General features: G+C 52.7%; 13 protein-coding genes, 1 tRNA gene, 3 rRNA genes and 1 pseudogene. 6 read left to right on the top strand and 12 right to left on the bottom strand.

The features are described from left to right. Nucleotides 1-5 precede the first annotated feature (5 nt). The 5 genes from P7079_RS07835 to P7079_RS07855 are packed head-to-tail and all read left to right on the top strand — an operon-like array spanning nucleotide 6 to nucleotide 6,238. Nucleotides 6-1,793, top strand: a complete 1,788-nt coding sequence (locus tag P7079_RS07835; RefSeq protein ID WP_278012691.1) for an ABC transporter ATP-binding protein — start codon at nucleotides 6-8, stop codon at nucleotides 1,791-1,793. Further along, nucleotides 1,790-3,538 (top strand): ABC transporter ATP-binding protein, encoded by a 1,749-nt coding sequence (locus P7079_RS07840; RefSeq protein ID WP_070507280.1) that lies wholly within the window; start codon nucleotides 1,790-1,792, stop codon nucleotides 3,536-3,538. Before P7079_RS07835 ends, P7079_RS07840 begins: the two co-directional genes overlap by 4 nt. 36 nt (nucleotides 3,539-3,574) lie before the next feature. Beyond that, nucleotides 3,575-4,171 (top strand): MptD family putative ECF transporter S component, encoded by a 597-nt coding sequence (locus P7079_RS07845; protein WP_035757768.1) that lies wholly within the window; start codon nucleotides 3,575-3,577, stop codon nucleotides 4,169-4,171. Next, nucleotides 4,164-4,850, top strand: a complete 687-nt coding sequence (locus tag P7079_RS07850; protein WP_035757771.1) for an energy-coupling factor transporter transmembrane component T family protein — start codon at nucleotides 4,164-4,166, stop codon at nucleotides 4,848-4,850. The genes P7079_RS07845 and P7079_RS07850 overlap by 8 nt, the downstream gene beginning before the upstream one ends. After that, the gene (locus P7079_RS07855) at nucleotides 4,847-6,238 is read left to right on the top strand and encodes an ABC transporter ATP-binding protein (protein ID WP_278012692.1); all 1,392 of its coding nucleotides are present in this window, start codon (nucleotides 4,847-4,849) and stop codon (nucleotides 6,236-6,238) included. Before P7079_RS07850 ends, P7079_RS07855 begins: the two co-directional genes overlap by 4 nt. A gap of 333 nt (nucleotides 6,239-6,571) precedes the next feature. Here P7079_RS07855 and P7079_RS07860 read toward each other — a convergent pair whose 3' ends face one another. The 4 genes from P7079_RS07860 to P7079_RS07875 all read right to left on the bottom strand — a co-directional run bounded on the left by P7079_RS07860 (nucleotide 6,572) and on the right by P7079_RS07875 (nucleotide 8,712). After that, a complete protein-coding gene (locus P7079_RS07860) occupies nucleotides 6,572-7,201 on the bottom strand; it encodes an ABC-2 transporter permease (protein ID WP_278012693.1) in 630 nt (209 codons plus the stop codon). Beyond that, nucleotides 7,198-8,043: an ABC transporter ATP-binding protein gene (locus tag P7079_RS07865; RefSeq protein ID WP_278012694.1), complete on the bottom strand. Its 846-nt coding sequence runs from the start codon at nucleotides 8,041-8,043 to the stop codon at nucleotides 7,198-7,200. Before P7079_RS07865 ends, P7079_RS07860 begins: the two co-directional genes overlap by 4 nt. Then, on the bottom strand, nucleotides 8,030-8,413 hold the full coding sequence (locus P7079_RS07870; protein ID WP_026420983.1) for a GntR family transcriptional regulator: 384 nt from the start codon (nucleotides 8,411-8,413) through the stop codon (nucleotides 8,030-8,032). Before P7079_RS07870 ends, P7079_RS07865 begins: the two co-directional genes overlap by 14 nt. A 225-nt stretch (nucleotides 8,414-8,638) precedes the next feature. Then, nucleotides 8,639-8,712: transfer RNA gene (locus tag P7079_RS07875), tRNA-Gly, on the bottom strand. 368 nt (nucleotides 8,713-9,080) lie between these two features. Between P7079_RS07875 and gltS the strand changes: the two genes are divergently transcribed. After that, nucleotides 9,081-10,301, top strand: coding sequence for a sodium/glutamate symporter (gene gltS / locus P7079_RS07880; protein ID WP_278012695.1), 1,221 nt, complete (start codon nucleotides 9,081-9,083; stop codon nucleotides 10,299-10,301). Between the two features lie 165 nt (nucleotides 10,302-10,466). Here the strand turns inward: gltS and P7079_RS07885 are convergent, their stop codons facing one another. The 8 genes and pseudogenes from P7079_RS07885 to P7079_RS07915 form a co-directional block, all read right to left on the bottom strand. After that, nucleotides 10,467-13,673: a choice-of-anchor M domain-containing protein gene (locus P7079_RS07885; RefSeq protein ID WP_278012696.1), complete on the bottom strand. Its 3,207-nt coding sequence runs from the start codon at nucleotides 13,671-13,673 to the stop codon at nucleotides 10,467-10,469. 59 nt (nucleotides 13,674-13,732) lie between these two features. Beyond that, nucleotides 13,733-15,700, bottom strand: coding sequence for a choice-of-anchor M domain-containing protein (locus P7079_RS07890; protein ID WP_278012697.1), 1,968 nt, complete (start codon nucleotides 15,698-15,700; stop codon nucleotides 13,733-13,735). Between the two features lie 378 nt (nucleotides 15,701-16,078). Further along, nucleotides 16,079-16,294: pseudogene (locus tag P7079_RS08510) on the bottom strand (IS256-like element ISAod1 family transposase); the annotation flags it as partial. A 77-nt stretch (nucleotides 16,295-16,371) separates the two neighbouring features. Continuing rightward, the gene (locus P7079_RS07895) at nucleotides 16,372-16,605 is read right to left on the bottom strand and encodes a CsbD family protein (protein ID WP_278012698.1); all 234 of its coding nucleotides are present in this window, start codon (nucleotides 16,603-16,605) and stop codon (nucleotides 16,372-16,374) included. Between the two features lie 96 nt (nucleotides 16,606-16,701). After that, nucleotides 16,702-18,141 carry an MFS transporter gene (locus P7079_RS07900; protein ID WP_278012699.1) on the bottom strand — a complete coding sequence of 480 codons (1,440 nt, stop codon included), beginning with the start codon at nucleotides 18,139-18,141 and terminating at the stop codon, nucleotides 16,702-16,704. A gap of 110 nt (nucleotides 18,142-18,251) precedes the next feature. After that, a 5S ribosomal RNA gene (gene rrf / locus P7079_RS07905) occupies nucleotides 18,252-18,368 on the bottom strand. Nucleotides 18,369-18,468: 100 nt separating this feature from the next. Further along, nucleotides 18,469-21,551 (bottom strand): 23S ribosomal RNA (locus P7079_RS07910). Between the two features lie 220 nt (nucleotides 21,552-21,771). Beyond that, nucleotides 21,772-23,296: ribosomal RNA gene (locus tag P7079_RS07915) — 16S ribosomal RNA — on the bottom strand. Together the 16S, 23S and 5S rRNA genes form the textbook arrangement of a ribosomal RNA operon. Nucleotides 23,297-23,475 lie beyond the last annotated feature (179 nt).

Here is a 23,475-nt window from a genome sequence, read left to right on the forward strand (position 1 = left end):
TTTACGTGGACGATAGTGTAACAGATCAGGTTGTTGACGGTGAGTATGGGTCGGCGAAGGAAAAATCTGTCGCTGGCCAGAACGCGATCCGTCAACTATCGCAGCCAGTGAAAGGCAAACTGTTCGTCGCGCAGGTCTTAGCGTTCGCCTCCGGGGTGTTGGCCATTGCCCCGTATGTGGCTCTGGTGGAGCTTGGCAGAGAACTTATGCAAGACCAGGTGGACCCGTCGCGAGTGAACTGGATCGTCATACTCCTCGTCAGCGCATACATGACCCGGTTGACCTTATATTTTGTTGCATTGGGCGTGACGCATTTTATTGACCTGTCGTTGCGTAACCAGATGCGCCGGCAAATTGCCGCCCGAATGTCGACTGCTCCGCTGTCGTGGTTTACCCGCGAGGGTGAGGGGAAGATCCGCAAGACCATTCAGGATGATACAGCCACGGTGCACACAGTAATCGCGCACGGGCCGATTGAGAAACTGAACGCGATCGTCTCCCCGCTCGCCTTGTTGATGTATGCGTTTGTGGTGGATTGGCGACTCGCGTTGCTGTCGATTGCGACGATCCCGCTCTATGTGGGCATGTATGGCATGTCGATGCGTGGGATGAATGAGAAGACCGCGCAAATGGACACCAAGCTCGCTCAGGTTTCGGCAACGATGGCCGAGTTCGTTGCCGGTATCTCAGTGGTGAAAGCGTTCGGCAAGGTCGGCCAAGCACATAAAGCCTATTTAGATGCAGCTAACGAGTTTTCTAAGTTCTACCGGGCGTGGTGTATGCCGCTGGTGTCGATGTCGGTCGCCTCATTTTCGTGGGTGTCGATCCCGGTGTTGTTGATCGTGAACCTTGGCGGTGGCGCGTTGATGATGAACGCCGGTTGGGTGAGCATCTACGAGGTGATAACGACGACGTTGATCGCCTTGGTGTTGCCGGGAGCGTTGATGGCAGTCGCAACCATCGCCTGGTCGTACCAGCTCGCAGGGTCTGCGGCAGTGAGGCTGGTGAACGTCATGGAGCTACCGGCATTGCCTCAGCCAGATATGCCGCAGACGCCAAAGGGTCATGATATCGAGATTCGGGGTGTGTCGTATGCCTATGACGAGACCCAAGCGTTAGACGAGGTGAGTTTGAGCATTCCGGCAGGCACGGTGACCGCGCTGGTTGGGCCTTCGGGCGCGGGAAAGTCGACGTTGGCGAGTTTGATTGCCCGCTTCGATGATCCAGATGCTGGCACGATCACTATTGGCGGGGTTGATCTAAAGAGCATTTCCCAGGATGTGTTGTATTCGACGGTCGCATTCGTCCTGCAAAATGCACAGCTTATTCGCGACACCATTCGAAACAACATCGCTCTTGGCGCGCCAGACGCAACCTTGGATCAGGTGCGGCAGGCGGCGCGGGCGGCGCAGATCGACGAGTTCATCATGAGCCTGCCAGATGGTTACGACACTGTGTTGGGTGAGGATACCCACGTTTCGGGCGGGCAGGCAGCCCGTATCGCGATCGCCCGGGCGCTCATGGTTGATGCCCCAGTGTTGGTGCTGGATGAGGCGACGGCGATGGCGGACCCGGAATCGGAATCGAAAATCCAACAAGCTCTCTCGACTCTTGCCAAAGGCAGAACCGTGATTGTGATCGCCCACCGACTGGCCTCGATCAGGGGCGCGGATCAGATTGTCGTCATGGAACGCGGGCGCATTGCTGTGGTCGGTAAACACGACGAGCTGTTGGGTAATGCGCACTATCAGGCACTTCTTGCCCAAGGTGCATGCGAGGAGATGACACGATGAATCAACTATTGCTGCCACGCTTTAAGCGTTTGATGGAACCCGCCTCGTGGCGAGACCTCTCGGTCGGTCAAGCGTGGGGTGCGGTCTCAGGACTGTGTCACGGCTTTGCCCTGCTGACTCTGCTTCCCGCAGCAAGCGCCCTAGCGACCGGAATGCCGGTGTGGGGGCTGTCGTTTTGGGGCTGGCTCATCGCCTTGGCGGTAATCGCGATGCTGGGCGTGGGCACGGAGTTTTATGGCATGCGCACCGGCTATATCGGCGCGCTCGGGTTCATTCACGACGTACACCAAGCGGTCGGCAACAAGGTAGCCCGCCTACCGTTGGGAGTGTTTGATTCGGGTAGTTCTGGACGGCTGTCGCGCATGGTCACCCAGGAAATGATGAACTTGGGCGAGTCGGCGGCACATTTCATTTTCTCCCTCGTCCAAAAACTCTCAGCCGTGCTGGTGATCACTGTGGGCACGTGGTTCTGGGATTGGCGACTGGGACTGACCTTGACGATCGCCTTCCCGATCATGCTCGCCTTCCTTCATATCTCCCGTGTGCTTCTCGATAAGGGCAAACAGGTTTCCGAACCAGCAGAATCGGAGCTGGCGGCTCGCATGGTCGAATTCTCCACCTGCCAAGGCGCGCTGCGCTCCTGCCATGTCGCCGACGACTACCCGGCCCTTGATCGGGCATTCAAACAGGCTGACCGCAAAAGCCGCAAAGCATTGTGGATCGAAACATTAGCGAACCTGATAAACGGAATGTTCGTCCAAGCCCTTGTCGTGGTAATGATTTGGCTGACCGCCCAACTCGCCCTCGGCGGGCAGATGAATGCGTTGAACGCTGTGGTCACCATCGGCATGTGCCTGCGGTTCACCACCATGCTCCAAGACATCGGTGGCTGCATGACCGGGCTGGAAGAACGCCGCCAGCAAATGAATCACGTCGACAAGATCATGGACGCTCCCGAACTGTCCGAACCCGATGTCTCCACACCGGTGAGCGCTCCTGGTGATGTTCGTTTCGAGGACGTCGCCTTCGGCTACGATCCGGACACCCCGGTTCTTTGTGATATTTCCTTCCATGTCCCGCAAGGCGGCATGTGTGCCCTGGTTGGCCCTTCCGGCTGCGGAAAAACCACAATCGCGAGGTTGGTTGCACGTTTCTGGGATGTGCAGTCCGGCAGCGTATACGTTGGCGGGGTTGATGTGCGCGAGCAGACCACCGAAGATTTGATGCGCCAGGTGTCTCTCGTTTTCCAAGACGTCTATTTATTCAATGACACGCTCGAAGCCAACATTCGCCTTGGCAACCCAGAAGCTACCGATGAAGAAATCAGGTGGGCCGCTGACCTGTCGGGCGTGACCGAAATCGTCAACCGGCTCCCAGACGGCTGGAATTCATTGGCGGGTGCTGGCGGGCGCGCACTGTCAGGTGGGGAACGCCAACGCGTCTCTATCGCCCGCGCCTTGGTGAAGAAGGCCCCGATCGCGCTGTTCGATGAGGCCACCAGCGCGTTGGATGCGGAAAATGAAGCCAACATTGTTGCGGCGATGAACGAGCTACGCAAGCACTCCACACTGATCGTGATCGCCCACAAACTTGAAACCATTCGCCAAGCTGACCAAATCATTGTGCTCTCCCACGGTGGGCGTATCGCCCAGCGCGGGTGCCACGACGAGCTGGTCAACCAGCCAGGTCAATACCGCGATTTCTGGCAAGAGCGCATCAACGCCGCCGGATGGCAACTCGTCTAAAACACAGCACTGTTCACAATCATGAAAGGAATAACTATGTCCACACCCACGTCCTCGCGCCTAAACACGCGCGACTTCATCAATATCGGCGTCTTCACCGCTTTGATGTTTGTCATCGTGTTTGCATTCGGAATGCTCGGGTTCATTCCGGCTGCCATGTATGCCGGTTTCTTACTCTCCATTCTCGTCAACGGCACCGTGTTCGCGCTGTTTACTGCCCGCACTCCGAAGATGGGGGCATTGACAATCATGCTGATCCTCATCGAAGTCCTCTTCTTCGTAACGGGTCACTGGGTGGGAGGAATTGCGATCGCCGCTGTGTTCGGCCTGCTCGCTGACTTGGTGATCACCAAGGGGCCGAAGAGCGTGAAAGTTCGTGTCCCGCTGGCATATGCACTGTTTATCCTGCCGATCTATGTTTCCCCGTGGATTCCGCTATTTATGAACCAAGACGCATATATGTCGCAGATCGCCGAACAAATGGGTGCCGAGTATGCCGCGAAGATGGCGCAGGTTGTCACGATTCCGATTCTGTTGGGCTTCTTCGTCGTGATGCTCATCGTTGGCTGGCTTGCTGGTCTGTTGGGAACCCGGGTGGCGCGCAAACACTTTGAACGGGCCGGTCTTGTCTAAACTTCCCGACCCGCGCACGATTATCGTAGCGCTCGTCATCGTCTCCACCACGATCTACAGTGCCTACTCGCCGTGGTTCGTGTGTGCTCTGGGCGGATTCGCCGCCGTGATGCTGGCGAGCGCTACGATCAACCCCAACACGCTCGTGCGCCCGAGCTGGGTTGCCGTCTACCTGGCCACGTTTGCGGCTCTCGGCACACTCGTCTTCGTGATACCACTGGTGTGGAAGTCAACGGCCAGCGCGTTCCTCGTGCTGTTTTTGCAGTGGATGTGGCGATTCAGTGTCAGCGCAGGAATGGGAGCCTACGCGATCGGTGTGATCCGACCTGCCACCTTGCAAAAAGCACTCGCCAGCTCACGAATCCCGACCTGTTTCACGATCCCGATCTCAGTCGCGTTACGTGTGCTGCCCGTGATCGGCCACGAGGTTAAAGCGATCTCAGATGCCATGAAACTACGCGGCATGTCCGCGCTTTCCCTGCGTGCGGCCCAGTACTTCACAATCCCGCTGCTATCGACCGTGGTACGCAGCGGAGACGAACTGGCATCTGCTGCCCTTGTACGCGGACTGGGCGGAACCGCAAAGCCCACCTCAGTCACGGTCGTGAAATTCCGTGTGATCGACGCGGTCATTCTGCTCATCGTTATCAGCTTCGCGATATGGAGAATCGTCCTATGACAACAGCCCAAGCAACTGGGGTCACCTTCACCTATCGGGGAGCAGACCACCCCTCAATCAATGACGTAACCATCACCATCACACCTGGAACCGTCACCTTGCTGTGTGGTGCGTCAGGGTCGGGGAAAACCACCGCGTTGCGGCTGTTTAACGGGCTCATCCCGCACTTCCACGACGGCGACCTTACCGGAAGCGTCACAGTCGACGACATTGACGTGGCACGAGTAGATTTATCAGAGCTTGCCCACCACTGTTCGACAGTGTTTCAAAACCCGCGCACCCAGTTCTACACCACTCACGTGCGTCAAGAACTCGCCTTCGGCCCAGAAAATCTCGGCCGCGACCCGCAGGAGATCTGTGCCCGCATTGACGAGGTTGCAGCCGAGTTAGGTATCGCCGACCTGTTGGAATCCCGCGTCACACAACTGTCGGGTGGGCAGATGCAGCGCGTGGCCTGCGCCGTCGCCATGTGCAACAACACGTCGCTGATTGTCTTTGACGAGCCGACCGCGAACTTGTCCGCTGACGTTATCGACCAACTCTCCACACTCATCGCCAGGCTCAAAGCTGATGGACACACCATCATCATTGCTGAACACCGGCTAAGTTTCCTTGCTGGGATCGTCGACCGCGTTTACTGCTTCGACAAAGGCAAGATCGCCCTCACCGCAACCGGCGAAGAGTTCTACGCTACCTCGGATGAGGAGCGCAAACAGCTTGGGCTGCGATCCCTAGTGACTGTGCCTATGCCACAACTTCCGCAACCGGCAGGAGATGGGCTTGAGATTGACAACCTCACCTTCGCCTACCGCCACGGAAACACAGTCCTCAATATTAACCACGTGTTGTTTCCGGCAGGGAAAATCACGGCACTCCTTGGCCCGTGCGGTTCAGGGAAATCAACTCTGGCACGCATTGTTTGCGGACTAGAAAAAGCCAAACATGCATCCATCACACTCGGCGGACAAAAATTCACCAGCCGCGACGCCTACCTTGTGATGCAAGACCCTACCCGACAGTTGTTCTCAGATACCGTCATCGACGAAGTCACGCTCGGCACGACCAAAGCCGAAAAGCAACACATCGATGCCCACGCGATCCTTGAAGAACTCGACCTTGCCGACCACGAGGCTGATCATCCCCAAGCACTCTCTGGCGGGCAACGTCAACGTCTGGTTATTGCTACAGCACTGGCTGCGAACAAGAAAGTTTACATCTTCGACGAGCCCACATCCGGTGTTGGCTACAAGCACCTTGTCGCGATTTCCCGAGTAATGCGTAAACTCGCTGACACCGGTGCCGTCGTCATCGTCATCACCCACGATGCCGAACTCGTTACCGAGGTCGCCGATCATAGCGTCCGCCTCGATCAAATCAACGCCTGCTAACGCAAACGCTCGCTCAACCGAAAGGGAGGAAAGCGTTTCGAGGATTAACTCTGTGAGTGTTTCGTACTCTTGAGCAGTAGACGGACTTGCTTCAAGTTCGTGTTGGACAGTCCTGAAGTGCTTGATCGGTGTGGACTCATTTCGCGGGCGCAGCAAACTTCCAGCCCAAGAACCTTCGTTCTTACAGATGTAGATTGGAGCGCACTCATCGACCACGCCATCGTAGGCGAGGACGGGATCCGGTTCATTTTCAGAACCGGGAAAGAAATCACGGTCAAGCTTTGAAAAGAACGCAGGGCGCTAACATTGAATGCAAAATTGCACTCTAAAAACTTAGAATTCTTTACCTGCCATGATCTTTCGACTTATCCATAGGGATACTGCGGTCAGTACGATCGTCACGGTCAGTAGTATTCCTGCGCTGGTGAGCGGAGGCAGGGTTAAGGCTTTTGCTACCCATTCGAAGATTGCTTGTTTGTTGGAACCAACAAAGGATGATCCAGCGAATACCACGATGAATACGGCGACCAGAAAAAGCTTGGCTTTTTCCGGACCAAATTTGTAAAACAGCGGTAGCTGAATAATGGTCAACAGCAGAGTAACCGCAAAGGCAAAGCTGGCCACCAAAACAGTATTTTTCCAAGGCATCTCAACCATTAAATAGGCAAGAACACCTGTAACTGCGAAAGCCACTACCCCAAGAGCGAGTGTAATCAGAAAATTTAGATTAACGAGCTCGTTTCTACTGATAGGTCCGGCAAGAATCGTTCGGTGCACTTTGGATTCGGCATCACGAGCAAAGGTGGCCGTAAAATAAAGCATCCCAATCATGCCAAAAATAAACGGAAAGATAATCAACTGGTTTGCATAAATTCCCACAGCGCTGATCGCAACGAGCACCAAACCTAAAACAGCTATATATGTACGATTGGCAATAAGGTCTTTATAAAATGCAGCTCTCACTGATCTTCTCCTTTAATCGTATAGACCATAATGTCCTCAATCGTCGGTCTAGCAGCTTGCACACCAGCAGGAACTGCCCCGGTGCGGAGGATTACTTCTTGACCAAAATCATGACGACGGCGCCCTAATACTTGCGTGGAATCAAGCTGATTTGCTTGCTCATTGGTCAACGCTACGATTCGCCAAGAATCTAAGAGCTCATCTTTTTGTTCCATGAACTTCAACTTGCCTTCGCGGATGAAAGCCACGTAGTCAGCGGCCTTTTCAATATCGGAAACGATGTGAGACGAAAACAGAATCGAGTGAGTCGGATCTTCGATAAATTCGAGCATAATATCAAGCACCTCATCACGAATCACCGGATCCAAACCACTGGTAGCCTCATCAAAAATCAGCAAATCCGCCGCATGGGAAAGTGCCATCGCTAGCCCCAGCTTCATCCGCATTCCTCGAGAGAGTTCACCAACTTGCTTAGATGAAGCGAGATGAAAACGCTGCTGGTAACTAGCGTATGTTTGCGCATCCCAACTCTTGTACAGGCGCTTGCCGAACTCGCCAGCATTCTTAACAGTAAAACTATCTGGCAGGCTAATATCGTCAAATACCACCCCCACTCGTTCATGCGCTTGTGGGTGGTCTGCACCTGCAGGCTGCCCCAAAAGGTTTATTGTCCCGGCATCGGGGTGGGCAAGACCTAAAATCAAACGCAGCGTCGTGGATTTACCGGCACCGTTCTCGCCCACGAAACCCACAATTGCCCCCTGGGGAACTTCAAGATTAAGCGGGCCGAGCGTGAATCCCGGATACTTTTTCACTAGTCCGTTGATTTCAATCGCATTCATCGGATCCTCCTAATAAATCAATCAGCTCTTTCAGATCAGAAACAGACAAGCCAGCAACCCGAGCGGAGGCGAGGGCGGATTTCAAATAGTCTTCGACTTTTTTGCGCTGCTCTTCTTTGAGCAATTCAGTGTTTTTAGAAGCGACGAAGCTACCTCGCCCCTGTACGGAATCAATGAAACCCTCTAGCTCTAGCTCGTCATAGGCGCGCTTGGTAGTAATCACCGACACGCGAAGCTGTGATGCCAAACGCCGGATCGACGGCAGCTTGTCGCCAGGCGCTACCTGATCGTTGATTATTGCCGCCTTGAGCTGATTCTTAATCTGAGCGTAAATCGGATCAGAACTTGCATTACTAACGATGATATCCACGAACACCCCCTAGTGTTTATAGTGTACATGAACACTAGGATGAATTAAGTAGAACACTCCACATTCAGAGAAACATTTCAACACCATTGCGCTCAACAGGAAAAAGGCAGGGTCAGTAGTATTTCCGCAGGTCAGGGAAAACGCGCTATACACTCGCTAACGTTTTGACCCCCTTGGGGTGTACTCGCTAACGCAAACGCCTACTTATCATTTTCGACGTCATAGTGGAGCGGGCGACGGGAATCGAACCCGCCTCTGCAGCTTGGGAAGCTGCCATTCTACCGATGAACTACGCCCGCACGAGCGCTCAGCACCATAAGATTCTATCTATTCGCACGCCGTCGGGCAACTGTTGTTCTCCCCCAATGTTTTACAGCCCCCCCCACACCAATCCAAAACAGCCGACATGACGAACTTCTCATACATTACGCGACAACCTATGATATTTTTCAGTAGTACGCCTGGAGAACTATAAGCTCCTAGCAGGAAAAACGGATCACGAATACACAAGAAGGCGATAACGCCAGCGAAATATTCGCTACTGAGAACGCTTGGTCCATCGGCTTTCCGAACAGGAAAGAACCGCGTCGCCTCATTATTTTTCAATGGCAGACGCAAGAGAAAGTTTCCTTTCAGGGAGCTCCCCTATTTTGAGAAGAGGTGTTGAATGACGATCGAATTTACAATGGTTCAGTCGATTGGTTTCGCGGTTGTACTGTTGCTCATTGGCCGTTTTTTGCGTAGCCACATTAGCTTTCTTGAGCGTTTCGCGATCCCGTCGCCAGTGATCGGCGGCTTTCTTTTCGCGCTAATCAATCTCGTTTTCCACTACACGCAGTGGGTAACCATCACTTTCGATTCAACGCTACAGAGCTTCTTTATGATTCTGTTCTTCACGTCTATCGGCTTTGGTGCAAGCCCCATGGTCCTCAAGAAGGCCGGCCCGAAGGTTGCCATTTTCCTTTCTGTCGCCGTCGGCTTGGTGATCTTGCAGAATCTCGTTGCTCTCGGACTGGCTCCGGTTCTCCACGTTCCTGGACCGATCGCGTTGATGACAGGCTCGACGTCGATGACCGGCGGGCACGGAACCTCTGCCGGTATCGCACCTCTTGTCGAGGCAGCTGGTCTCAAAGGTGCAGAATCCGTTGCTTATACCGCAGCAACATTTGGGCTTGTGGTTGGATCGCTTATCGGTGGTCCGATCGCTGCACGCCTCATCCGTTCGAAGAATCTCGCCGATATTCATGACAAGGACAAGAAGGATTATTCCTTCCTGCGTGAAACAATGCATCCCCTTGATACTGAGCGTATGACCACCGGCTTCATCTGGCTCCTCGTTGCGATGTTCGCAGGTTCCTACATCACGGATGCCATCAACCACGTTATTCAGGGCTGGACCGCGATGGCACAGTTCCCGGCATATCTTGGCCCGATGATCTTCGGCGTCTTGGCACGTTGGCTCTCTGATCGTCGTTACGCCCGCAAGGGTGGTGTGGAAATCGTTGCACACCAGGAAATCGAAGTCATCGGAAACGTCTCTCTCAGCCTGTTCCTTGCAATGGCTTTGATGAGCGTCAAGCTATGGGATCTCGGTTCACTTGCCCTCCCACTGGTTGCTCTGCTTGCGGCACAGACCATTCTCGCATTCCTCTATGTGCGTTTTGTTACCTTCAAGGCGATGGGGTCCACCTACGACGCCGCTGTACTACTTGCTGGACATGCGGGCTTTGGCATGGGCGCAACACCAAACGGTGTAGCCAACATGGAGTCAGTGACACGCAAATTCGGGCCTTCACCGACAGCCTTCTTTGTCTTGCCGGTAGTGGGCGGAATGTTCATCGACTTTTTTAACGTCTTTATCATCACCATATTCTTGACCTTAGTGTGATGGATGCATTTTTGGGTTTTTACTCAACGTCGGCAACTTAAGAGTCATCAGTATCTGAGCATTCTCATAGAGGCGGTGAGCAATTCATTTTGAACTGCTCACCGCCTCTATCAATGTCGAGATTTCTTTCCTCACCAGAGATAAGAAATCTGGGCGCAAAAGAAGCTACTGACGACGCTGTAACTTATTAGCGAAAATTCCTCCCGCAAATCCTCCTACAGCACACAAAACGCACAAGGCCACAATCAAATACGGCCAATATGAAGCGCTATTTTGTCCACCACCGTCATGAGAATCCGGTGCGTTTGCATTAACTGAATCTGCTGGCTGCACATCTCCTGTTGCCTTGTCATCAGAAGCTGAGAATGATGATTCGGGGGACGCATCAGGAGAAACCGTCTCTTGTGAAGAAGGGCTTGCATCCCTTGCAGTACTGGAACCATCCGCCCCATTGCTGGCACCGCTCTTGCCTGAAGTACTACGATTACCAGCCGCGCCATTCGCACTAGCTGCGACATTCGCCGCACCGGCGTCGTTCACAGATCCTGCAAAAGCGGATGTTACAGGCAGAAGATTATTTTTCTGCTGAACAAACATTGACTTTGCTTTCGCTGAAGCACTTTTTTGCTGGGCCTTCCCCGCTTTTTGGTGGTTTTGAGTTGTTTGCGCAAACTTCGCAGTTTGCGCCTGCGCAGCAGAGCTACTAGGCGACCCTTTTCTTCCAACAACTGGATCGGAAGGCGTTCTTCCGCTGTGCGAAATCCGGTTAAGCTTTGCTACGAGGGCGTCAATGCTCAATTTCTTTCCAGTTGACGCCAACACTGTGGAATCTGCATTGTGATCGACGGACGAAGCCTGATCTTTGCCTGATTTTCCTGGTTTGTCTGATTTGCTTGATCCAGTATCCTGCGAGGCTGCTTTGCTGGCTACTTCGGCTTGATGTATCGCATCATCACCCACCAAGAACGTCACTGCCAAAACAGCCTCACGCTGCGTCCCATCAGACAGGTGCAATACGTACACTAAGTCCGCGGTGTAAATTCCGGGCTTAGTGAAGTACATTGCCTCGTGATCGTGAGTTGGATAAGGATAGCTAATGAACGATTTTTCGTCTTGCGAATCGAGCTTTTTCACGAAGCCGTCTTGCAGACCAAAGTTTCCGGTAAACATTTTCCCTGGTCCGGAGAAATTGCGCAGTTTCACCGTCACGCCATCAGAGGAAAGTAAACGGTAATCAACTTTTTCAGTCGAGAACCCCACCCAGGGCACGCCGTCTTCTTGCGATTCGGGCAGCACCCATACGCCCTCAGGGTATGCCTTGGCGTATTCCTCATAGCCAGGTGCATCTGCAGGAATTGTTCTTTTAGTCTTTTCAGGCACCGCAAAAGCAAAAGTTCCTGATTGACGCGCGATGACATTTGCCGGATCCGAACCATCGTTTGCAAAAACTCGCAGATCTTTTCCGTCGAATGCGGCAGCCTGATCAATATGACCGTGACGAATAATGTGGAGATTTGCTAAATCTTGAGTGGCAGCGCCCTTCGGGGCTTTCCCGCCCTGCGCATTTTCCCCTTCCAAATTTTCTCCGCCCGTAGCGGTGCCGCTGTTTCCAGCATCAGGTTTCTCTGATGAAGGCTCTTGCGGAAGTTTAATATCTGCGCACTGTCCAGGCGTATCACGTTCACAAATCATGCGCTGCAACTGGTAAATCGTTACATCCCCGACGGCGAAATAGAAATCGCGCCCAGAGTACGATTTATTCCCGGCTTTAGCGTAAGCTTCCAAATCCATTTTCACATGGTAAAAACCTGGCTGAGTGAAAATATGAGCCAGTTCTAGCCGTCCACTTTTATTGAAAAGTGTGCGAACCGGATCTGTCGCTGTATCAAAAAGCTGAGTAAATTGACCGTTTTCAACCGAGCCTAGAATATATCGACCGTTCTTTGGTCCTTCAAAGACAGCCTTGGATAAAATAACCGGCTGGTCAAGCTTATCAATCTCCATTGCTGTGGTATCCAGTGTCAAAGAACCATTAGGATCTTTAGCTCCAAGCACCCAGCGCACCCCATCATCCGTGTTTTCTCGCCTCGAATCAGGGACAAGAAATACCGGATCGTTCTTGAATACGGAACCATCTGAAGCGCTGATGGTCAGTTGCGTTTTTTGAATTTGCTTTCCGTTTTGCTCAACCGTAGCAAATTCACCTTTCATGGCAAGGGCGTCAGGTTTTTGCGGTGTTGGAAGCCAACGCGGATTTCGCACAATATCAAGCATCTGCTTTTCAGCTAGCTCAGGCGTGAGCTTGTCGGCGTCTTTTGCCACATCAGATCCATTATTTTTCTGTGGCTCGGTGTCCGGGGTTTTCCCTGCGGTGTTGCCTGCATTAGTGGCAGGAGCCTTTGTCCCCGTCGGGATTTTAATTGGATTCACACCTGTAGTTGTGCCTTGCGGCAGTCCTACTTCTTCATCTGAGCCAACGAGCCACGTAATTCGCGCCTCGGGTGAAGTAACTTCAGTATTTGGAGCCTGGGTCGGCGTGTAAGCCGCTTTCAATCCAACGTTGTAGACGCCTGCTTTGGTAAAAGTCCAGTTCCAGTGACCGTGGAAGCCTTGTTCAATACGCAGCACTTTATTTGGCTCCGTCGAATCCAAACCACGCTTTACCGCACCGCCTCCTTCAGTACGCCACACGTGAACGTTACCTGGACCGTTATCTGCAGCGATAGAAATACGAATCTCGTTCAAACGGATACCTGTTGGCTGTGCAAGCTCGTGTTCGGTATCAAAGGCTCCCACACCTGCCCAAACTGGACGCCAATTATCAATTTGTTCCTGGGGAGCATTCCACACAATATCTCCAGCTTTTCCAAGGAAAGAGTAGGCTGGATTGGTTGGAATTTGATACCGCGAAACTTCTTTTCCATCAGATACTCGTGCATCTGGAGCTAAGCGGACACAAACCGTTGAGGAATCAGGGACCACATAGCTTCCATCAACCACTGTCATCGCAAGGTTTCCACCAATTTTCGTAGCGTAAGCTGCATCGACGTGTGAATGATGCAAGAGTTTCTTTCCCGCACACACATGAGGAACCATGCCCGCACTGTCAGCAATTGCACCGGCCAGCGCGGCGGGCGAGTTGGCAGGAACCCTCAAGTTTGCTGGAACCATATCGCCGTATCCCGGGGTTCCTACTTTGTGTTCTGGCGTGTGTTGTTCACTTTCCCCGACGCCGGTACCAGAGGTTGTCGCCGCTTGTGCAATTTGGCACGGTACGAGGAGCGAAGCACTCAACGCTAGTGCGCTACCCATGACAGTAAATAAAGATGTGACTTTGGTGCCACTGTGGAGAATATCTTTCACGCTACGCATCAACTGTCCACCTTTTCTGAATGTTCTTTTGTTTCATTATCTGCAACTATGCCGTCCAATTAATCTATTTGTTGTGAAGTTTGTTCTGGCAACGTTCCCGGATTTGACGATGCCGCGCGAACTGGATTTTCTCCTGCTGGTGTTGAGGGATCTAAGCCCGAACCTGCCGTACTTTGCTCCGCTTGCTCCGCTGAACGCCGCGAATATAAACGCCATCTCAGAAGAACAAACGCCACGCCAATCAGCAGCACGATAACAACGATCGCAATGAGCGGGGTCACCGTTGCCCCTGTTTGCACAAGTTTGCCATTGGCAGCAAGTGCCGAAAGTTGTGCGGCACTGAGATCACAGAGTTCACCGTTTGGTGTACGTCCTTCATACCGCACCGTTTGGGTGAAGGCCGGGGAGTTCGACTCAATAACTGAGCCTGTAGCGTTAAACCATCGTCTGCCGATTTCCCCAAAGTTTCCAGATTCAAATACTGCAACATCTCCTGGCCCAGTGACATTTTGCAGTTGCCACGTCACTTCGCCAGTCGTGTATTTCACGAGGTCTGGATGCATCGTATTTGCGCCCACCCAGGGTACGCCGCTCACTTGTGCCGAGGAAATTACCCATATTGGTTGTCCTGCTTTTGCAACAAATTCAATACCCTTAGGGGCTTGTGTGCGTGCAGCATTACCGACACCAAAAACAAGGGTTGAAGGATCAACCCACCGCGCTGGTTGTGTTCGATCGTCTTTCACAAGCATACGGATTGCGTTTGCAGAAGCTGTAGTTCCAATATCGAAATGTCCTGAATTTGCATTCCCACTGCCACCGACGTTGAAGGTCAAAGTTCCCGTTGTACGAACAGAGGAACCCGAGCGAAGTTTCGCACTTTGTGCGATCTGCACTTTGTATGTGCCAGGTTTTGTGAAAACCCAATTGGGATGCACATGAGTATTTTGCCTGATCACATGTGAACCATATGAAACAGAAGTTCTTTGAGTTTGCGTTTTGGCTGGTACATTAACAGTGATCGGGGTTGGAATACATTCTTCGACCAGTTGAGTAACGATACCAGCCGGACTCGACGGGTGGCTCTTTGCTCCTGCGTTACCTAAAGACGAAGAACTGCCAAGAGTGGGCGCGGATTCTCGTGTTTTTGTCACATTTTTGTTGATATCAGTTATCTTCACTACGGGGTTTGCCCCGACAACACCAGCGTGTAACTTTGCGAGTTGCTCAGCATTTTTCTGCGCGACAGGGTAGGGATCAGTATCCACTGCAAACGTTAATGTGGCAGGCTCACTTACCATTTTCCCAGAAGCAGTTTCAATTTCTGCTTCAAAAGTAATTCGGTATACCCCTTTTTTCGAGAAAAGCCAGTTTGCGTGCTGATGTGCTGGCTCATTTTGTGTGATGATGGATCCCTTAGCGAGTTTCCAATCATCTGCAAGTTTCTTCATTGAGCCGAATTCGCCATTGCTCCATAAGAATACAGGTGATGGTGCATCGATCTGGGTGACCCGATACTTAATCATTTGTGGCTTGAGTCGCGCGATTGCTAATGAATCCCAGCCTGGCCACAGAATATTTGTATTTCCGTTAATGCTTTCAGGTAAGTAATATCCTGAACTTTTAATTTGTGGCAATTTCATTGTCGCACTGGTGTATTGAGCGTGGTCAACGAAGAAAACCATTCGAGCGGGATTGTGATATGTGGGTGCTCCTGGCGTGGAAACATCTTCTTTTGTCACGATAGAGATTCCGTCGCCGTTTTCTACCACAGAAAGCGCATCGGTATGTCCCGCACGTAAAATTGCGATGTTTTCTTCGATGTTTTGTTTTGCATCTGCTTGTTTGGCCTCTGCACCAATCTTTGTCGATTGTGTAGCAACAGGGCGTTGTTCAGCCTGAGCGGTGGATGCCCAAGGTGTAATCACCAGCACCAACCCCATCAAAAGGGCGCATAATATACGCCACTCAATGTTCAACCATCGCCTCGATTTTTTCAAAGCATGGCCGGATTTTTGAAACTGCACACGTGCTCCTTATTCACCTGAATCGTATAGATATATGTATAGGTTAAATAATAATCATTATCGCATTTCGGGTGAAACTCAGGAAATTAGGCAAACATAATCAGATTTCAATGAAATATGAGTAAGAATGAAAACGTGCGTTAAATTTTCATATTGGCCGTCTATATATTTATTAAGCGCAAGAAAGAAAATCTGAGTCAGTAAAGCGTGTTTTGAGGCTTATAGGCTAAGATGTGTTGGTTTTGGTTTAGTAGGTTTCGTACCAGGTGCTGTTGTGGTAGAAGTCGGTCCAGTTCACTGCGGTGCCCCCATTGCTCGATGTGTTCTTAGGGGCTGGCTTGGTGGTTGGCGCGTTCGAATAGGTGAGCCTACCAGGCCACGCGTTGTGCCTGCTTTGGCGACATGCCGACCTAAGACGTGTATCTTGGAACAGGCAATCAAAAAGACAAGTTTGTGTGAGAGGGAGATCCCGTCTACAAGCACAACGTAATGGATCTCGTTGATGAGCGAGGATGTTGGCCAAAGCTGCCAAAACTGTTGGCTACGCCACCGCAACGTACGAGCCTTAGCTCCATCTGGCCCATAAGCCGAAATGACATTCCATTTATTCAGGACAGAAAAAGGTGGCAGTACATAGCAAAGCCATGTACTGCCACCTTTATTACGAGAGCTTACTTTTCTCCAAAGATCTTATCCTTCACGCGCTGTGCGCCTTCTTTCACTGTGGCAGCAGCTTCCTCAAGCTTGTCCTGCGAATCAGCAAGAAATTCCTTGATTTTACCTTCGCCCTGATCAGCTTTTCCTTCGGCTGCCAGATCCTTATCGTCAGTGAGGTTGCCGAGAGCCTCTTTCGCCTTACCACCAAGCTCTGTTGCTTTTGCGTCAGCCTTTTCTTCGAATCCCATGGTTCCTCCATTCGGTTGCTGTCACTTCCAGCCTACGGTCCGAAGGTGATACATGCATCAAGGTTCGCGTTAAGAGCAATTTGTGGATCTCTGCCACTACAGGGCGTCAATATCAACGCCACGAGTCTCGCGCGCGAAAAGATAAACTGCTCCCCCGATAATCAACACACAAGCAAAAATTAAAAATGCCGGAACGACAGCTGCCCGTAATTCGGCTCCACTCGCCTGGCCAACACCAATGAGTCCGCCGAAGAGCAATGGCCCCACTACTTTCGCCGTCGCGCCAAGACCATAACTCAAACCAAGCCCAGTGCCACGGACTGCGGTAGGAAACTGTTCAGCACCGAATACATTAAGAATTCCGAACGCTCCGTCTCCAAACAGCATCGCGATGATGATTCCTGCTGTGAACCACCACCATGCGGCGGGCGCGGTGGACGTAGCCGCACCCGCCGCAAGAGCGCACCCACATCCGCCGAGGAAACCGAAACTCATCATCACGGCCCGCCGTCCGATACGATCAGCGAGCCATGCAGCAGACAAGCGCCCGCACAGATCACCCAATGACAAAAGCATGAAAATGAGGGCGACTGAATGCACGTCCCGTCCGAACCCCTCGTGGAGCACTGTCTGACCCCATGACTGGATTGTGAAAGAGCCGAGAATGAAACAGAATGTGCCGACCGAGACAATGAGGACTTGCCGACCGTGGAAACGCCACAGCTGCGCGTACGGGCCAGCATAAACGGGGCCATTGGAGTTCTCCAAGGAGTCTGTCTGTTGTCCTGCGTTCACAGGGAGATGGACTCCTGAGCCAACAGACTGAACCAGTCGATCATCACGATTTCCTGAGTGAAGGACGGAACCATGTTCCACGTGAAACGGAATATCGGGCATGAAAGCCCATTTCAACGCCCGCTGCGCCTCTCCATAACGCCCCTGCGAGATAAGGAACTTAGGCGACTCCGGAACAAGCAGTAACCACACTAAAAGAAAAATTGGAAAGCCGCCAACTGCCAGCATAAGCCGCCAGTTGTCACCCGCAGCTGCCTGAAGAACCCCGCCAAGAAACAAACCTGCTGGGATAAAAACTGAGCTTAATCCTGCCAATATGCCACGACGTCGGGACGGCACGAATTCGGCAACGTAGGGAATCGACACAATATTCAATCCGCCCACTCCTGCACCAACTGCGATACGTAACACTGCAAGGAGAGCCCAGCCACGGTGAGGAACAAAGATCGAAAGAATGGTGAAGAATGAAAGTAGGCTAATACACCACGCCATACAGCGACGTCGCCCGAGAGAATCCGCAAGCCTGCCCCATAAAATTGCACCAAGCACCGTACCTAGGCCAGAGCACGCGAGGATAATACCCGCCTGAAAACCGTTGAGACTCCATTCACGACTCAACAACGCAACCACAAAGCCGATAAGAAACATATCGAAAAACTCAGCGATATTCGCAATGATCACTAAAGCAATCAAGCTCAGTTGATTTCGATGGAGGCGGGTGTTGTCGAAGGACGTATTCATGAGCGTTTGTGCATTTTGTGTGGGTGTGGGTGTGGCCCCCACCCAAACCTCCTGGTCCTGTTACCAGGACTAGGAAATGGTTTGTGTGGGGGCCACACCCTGAAGTTTAATGACGGCAGTGTCTTACTCTCCCACACCCTCACGAGTGCAGTACCATCAGCGCTGGTAGGCTTAGCTTCCGGGTTCGGAATGGGACCGGGCGGATCCCTACCGCTATCGCCACCGTCAAAACACGCGGACTAACACCACCACACACCCCCAAGAGTGTGTGTGTCTGGTGGTCCAGAATTGTATAGAAGACGCGAGAATCAATTATTAACATTGTTTACTTGTAGGTGGTTGGCCATTAGTACCAGTCAGCTCCACCCGTTACCGGGCTTCCACGTCTGGCCTATCAACCCCATCATCTCTAGGGGACCTCACACACCACAAAGGGGTGTCTGGAAACCTTATCTTAAAGCAGGCTTCCCGCTTAGATGCTTTCAGCGGTTATCCCTTCCGAACGTAGCCAACCAGCCATGCTCCTGGCGGAACAACTGGCACACCAGAGGTTCGTCCATCCCGGTCCTCTCGTACTAGGGACAGCCCTTTTCAAGTTTCCTACGCGCGCAGAGGATAGGGACCGAACTGTCTCACGACGTTCTGAACCCAGCTCGCGTGCCGCTTTAATGGGCGAACAGCCCAACCCTTGGGACCTACTCCAGCCCCAGGATGCGACGAGCCGACATCGAGGTGCCAAACCATGCCGTCGATATGAACTCTTGGGCAGGATCAGCCTGTTATCCCCGGGGTACCTTTTATCCGTTGAGCGACGGCGCTTCCACAAGCCACCGCCGGATCACTAGTTCCTGCTTTCGCACCTGCTCGACCTGTCAGTCTCACAGTCAAGCTCCCTTGTACACTTACACTCGCCACCTGATTACCAACCAGGCTGAGGGAACCTTTGAGCGCCTCCGTTACATTTTAGGAGGCAACCGCCCCAGTTAAACTACCCACCAGGCACTGTCCCTGAACCAGATCATGGTCCAAGGTTAGACATCCAGCACAACCAGAGTGGTATTTCAACAACGACTCCACACACACTAGCGTGCATGCTTCACAGTCTCCCACCTATCCTACACAAGCCGTACCAAACACCAATACCAAGCTATAGTAAAGGTCCCGGGGTCTTTCCGTCCTTCTGCGCGTAACGAGCATCTTTACTCGTAATGCAATTTCACCGAGTTCGCGGTTGAGACAGTGGAGAAGTCGTTACGCCATTCGTGCAGGTCGGAACTTACCCGACAAGGAATTTCGCTACCTTAGGATGGTTATAGTTACCACCGCCGTTTACTGGGGCTTAAATTCACAGCCTCGACACCGAAATGTCTCACCGTTCCTCTTAACCTTCCAGCACCGGGCAGGCGTCAGTCCGTATACATCCACTTACGTGTTCGCACGGACCTGTGTTTTTGATAAACAGTCGCTTCTCCCTGGTTTCTGCGGCCATCACCCCTAGCCAGAAAAAGGCTTCAAGGATCAGGCCCCCCTTCTTCCGAAGTTACGGGGGCATTTTGCCGAGTTCCTTAACCACGATTCTCTCGAACGCCTTAGCATACTCTGCTCGACTACCTGTGTCGGTTTAGGGTACGGGCGGCTCGGACCTCGCGTCGAGGCTTTTCTAGGCAGCACAGGATCACTCTACTTCCCCAAAAATAATGGGTCATCATCCAGCCTCACCCTACACGTCCCCCGGATTTACCTAGGAAACAGGCTGCACTGTTAAACGTGGCAAGCCATTAGCCACGCGGAAGCTACCACTCTGCGTCACCCCTGTTAACACGCTTACCTACACACAAGTTCAGATCCCACGCTCACCAACACCAGACTCCCGAAAGAGACCAGCACGGATCGGATGGTTAGTATCACAAGCTTCAGCATTGGACGGTCCTTCGCCGGTACCGGAATAACAACCGGTTGCCCATCGACTACGCCTGTCGGCCTCGCCTTAGGACCCGACTAACCCAGGGCGGAACAACCTGGCCCTGGAACCCTTAGTCATTCGGCGGACGGGATTCCCACCCGTCATTCGCTACTCATGCCTGCATTCTCACTCGTACGAAATCCACAACCAGTTACCTGTGCTGCTTCACCTCACGCACGACGCTCCCCTACCCAAACAAAAAAAGTTTGCCACGGTTTCGGCGGTGTACTTAGCCCCGCTACATTGTCGGCGCAGAATCACTTGACCAGTGAGCTATTACGCACTCTTTCAAGGATGGCTGCTTCTAAGCCAACCTCCTGGTTGTCACAGCAACTCCACATCCTTTCCCACTTAGCACACGCTTAGGGGCCTTAACCGGCGGTCTGGGCTGTTTCCCTCTCGACTACGGAGCTTATCCCCCGCAGTCTCACTGCCGCGCTGAACTTAATGGCATTCGGAGTTTGGCTGACGTCAGTACCCGGGTAAGGGCCATCAGCCATCCAGTCGCTCTACCTCCACCAAGCAACACGCGACGCTGCACCTAAATGCATTTCGGGGAGAACCAGCTATCACGGAGTTTGATTGGCCTTTCACCCCTACCCACAGCTCATCCCCTCCATTTTCAACTGAAGTGGGTTCGCGCCTCCACACGCTCTTACACGTGCTTCACACTGGCCATGGGTAGATCACCCCGCTTCGGGTCTAGAACATGCAACTACAACGCATTTTAAAACTCGCTTTCGCTACGGCTACCCCACACGGGTTAACCTCGCTACATGCCACTAACTCGCAGGCTCATTCTTCAAAAGGCACGCCATCACCCCCACCAAGAAGGCTCTGACGGATTGTAAGCGTCCGGTTTCAGGTACTATTTCACTCCCCTCCCGGGGTACTTTTCACCATTCCCTCACGGTACTTATCCACTATCGGTCACACAGAGTATTTAGGCTTACCCAGTGGTCTGGGCAGATTCACACGAGATTCCACGAGCCCCGTGCTACTCGGGAACACCACAACGAGCCAGCAACATTTCATCTACAGGACTCTCACCCTCTACGGTATTGCTTCCCAACAACTTCGACTATGCCACCAGTTTCTCACTCGCCAAGAGAACGTCGGTCCTCTCCAGCAGGTCCCACAACCCCGATCATGCAACACCCGACGGCTATCACACACAACCGGTTTAACCTCATCCGCTTTCGCTCGCCACTACTCACAGAATATCTTTTCCTCCGGGTACTAAGATGTTTCACTTCCCCGAGTTACCCCCAACTACCCTATACATTCAGGCAGCGGTCACCAGAAACAACTCTGGCCAGGTTTCCCCATTCGGACACCCTCGGATCACAGCTCGTTCGCCAACTCCCCGAGGCTTATCGCAGGCAACAACGTCCTTCATCGGCTCCATGTGCCAAGGCATCCACCGAACGCCCTTGAACACTTACAAAAAACCAAAAGATGCTCGCGTCCACTATACAATTCTCAACCACCACACCAACACCACAACAACAACCACCAACACGGCAATCATCATCACAGGCAGCACAGGTGTTACCCCAGAACCCAACAGCATGCCAGCTTCCCATTCCACTAGAAAACCCAACCCCCACAAAAACATGAAGGCTCTCCCCAAACATCAACAAAAACAGGAAGAAAAGGCTCCTTAGAAAGGAGGTGATCCAGCCGCACCTTCCGGTACGGCTACCTTGTTACGACTTCGTCCCAATCGCCAATCCCACCTTCGACCGCTCCCCCCAAAAGGTTAGGCCACGGGCTTCGGGTGTTACCAACTTTCGTGACGTGACGGGCGGTGTGTACAAGGCCCGAGAACGTATTCACCGCAGCGTTGCTGATCTGCGATTACTAGCGACTCCGACTTCATGGGGTCGAGTTGCAGACCCCAATCCGAACTGAGACTGGCTTTAAGGGATTCGCTCACCCTCACAGGATCGCAACCCTCTGTACCAGCCATTGTAGCATGCGTGAAGCCCAAGACATAAGGGGCATGATGATTTGACGTCATCCCCACCTTCCTCCGAGTTAACCCCGGCAGTCTCTCGTGAGTCCCCACCATAACGTGCTGGCAACACAAGACAAGGGTTGCGCTCGTTGCGGGACTTAACCCAACATCTCACGACACGAGCTGACGACAACCATGCACCACCTGTACACCAGTCCGAAGACTCACACATCTCTGCATGATCCCGGTGCATGTCAAGCCTTGGTAAGGTTCTTCGCGTTGCATCGAATTAATCCGCATGCTCCGCCGCTTGTGCGGGCCCCCGTCAATTCCTTTGAGTTTTAGCCTTGCGGCCGTACTCCCCAGGCGGGGCACTTAATGCGTTAGCTACGGCGCAGAACCCATGGAAAAGGCCCCACACCTAGTGCCCAACGTTTACGGCATGGACTACCAGGGTATCTAATCCTGTTCGCTCCCCATGCTTTCGCTCCTCAGCGTCAGTAACGGCCCAGTAACCTGCCTTCGCCATCGGTGTTCCTCCTGATATCTGCGCATTCCACCGCTACACCAGGAATTCCAGCTACCCCTACCGCACTCTAGTCTGCCCGTACCCACTGCAGCCCCGGAGTTAAGCCCCGATCTTTCACAGCAGACGCGACAAACCGCCTACGAGCTCTTTACGCCCAATAATTCCGGACAACGCTCGCGCCCTACGTATTACCGCGGCTGCTGGCACGTAGTTAGCCGGCGCTTATTCAACACCTACCGTCACTCACGCTTCTTCAGTGTTAAAAGGAGTTTACAACCCGAAAGCCTTCATCCCCCACGCGGCGTCGCTGCATCAGACTTGCGTCCATTGTGCAATATTCCCCACTGCTGCCTCCCGTAGGAGTCTGGGCCGTATCTCAGTCCCAATGTGGCCGGTCACCCTCTCAGGCCGGCTACCCGTCGACGCCTTGGTAGGCCATCACCCCACCAACAAGCTGATAGGCCGCGAGCCCATCCCCCACCAGAAAACCCTTTCCAACACCCACCATGCGGCAGACGCAGAATATTCAGTATTAGACCCAGTTTCCCAGGCTTATCCCAAAGAAGGGGGCAGGTTACTCACGTATTACTCACCCGTTCGCCACTAATCCACCAAAAGCAAGCTCCCAGCTTCATCGTTCGACTTGCATGTGTTAAGCACGCCGCCAGCGTTCGTCCTGAGCCAGGATCAAACTCTCCAAACAAAAACCAAAACCACAAAACAAATGCGGCCCCAATCAATAATCCAGAAAGCCCAAACAGGCCCCAAAAAACCAGACAAACTGGCATAAAAAACAGCCCAACCAAACCCACAAAAGGCCCAGCCAGACCAAACAAAAACCAACCCAAACCAAACACACAAAATGCTCAATCCAGGCCAGAC

Source organism: Arcanobacterium canis (assembly GCF_029625435.1).
GTDB lineage: Bacteria > Actinomycetota > Actinomycetes > Actinomycetales > Actinomycetaceae > Arcanobacterium > Arcanobacterium canis.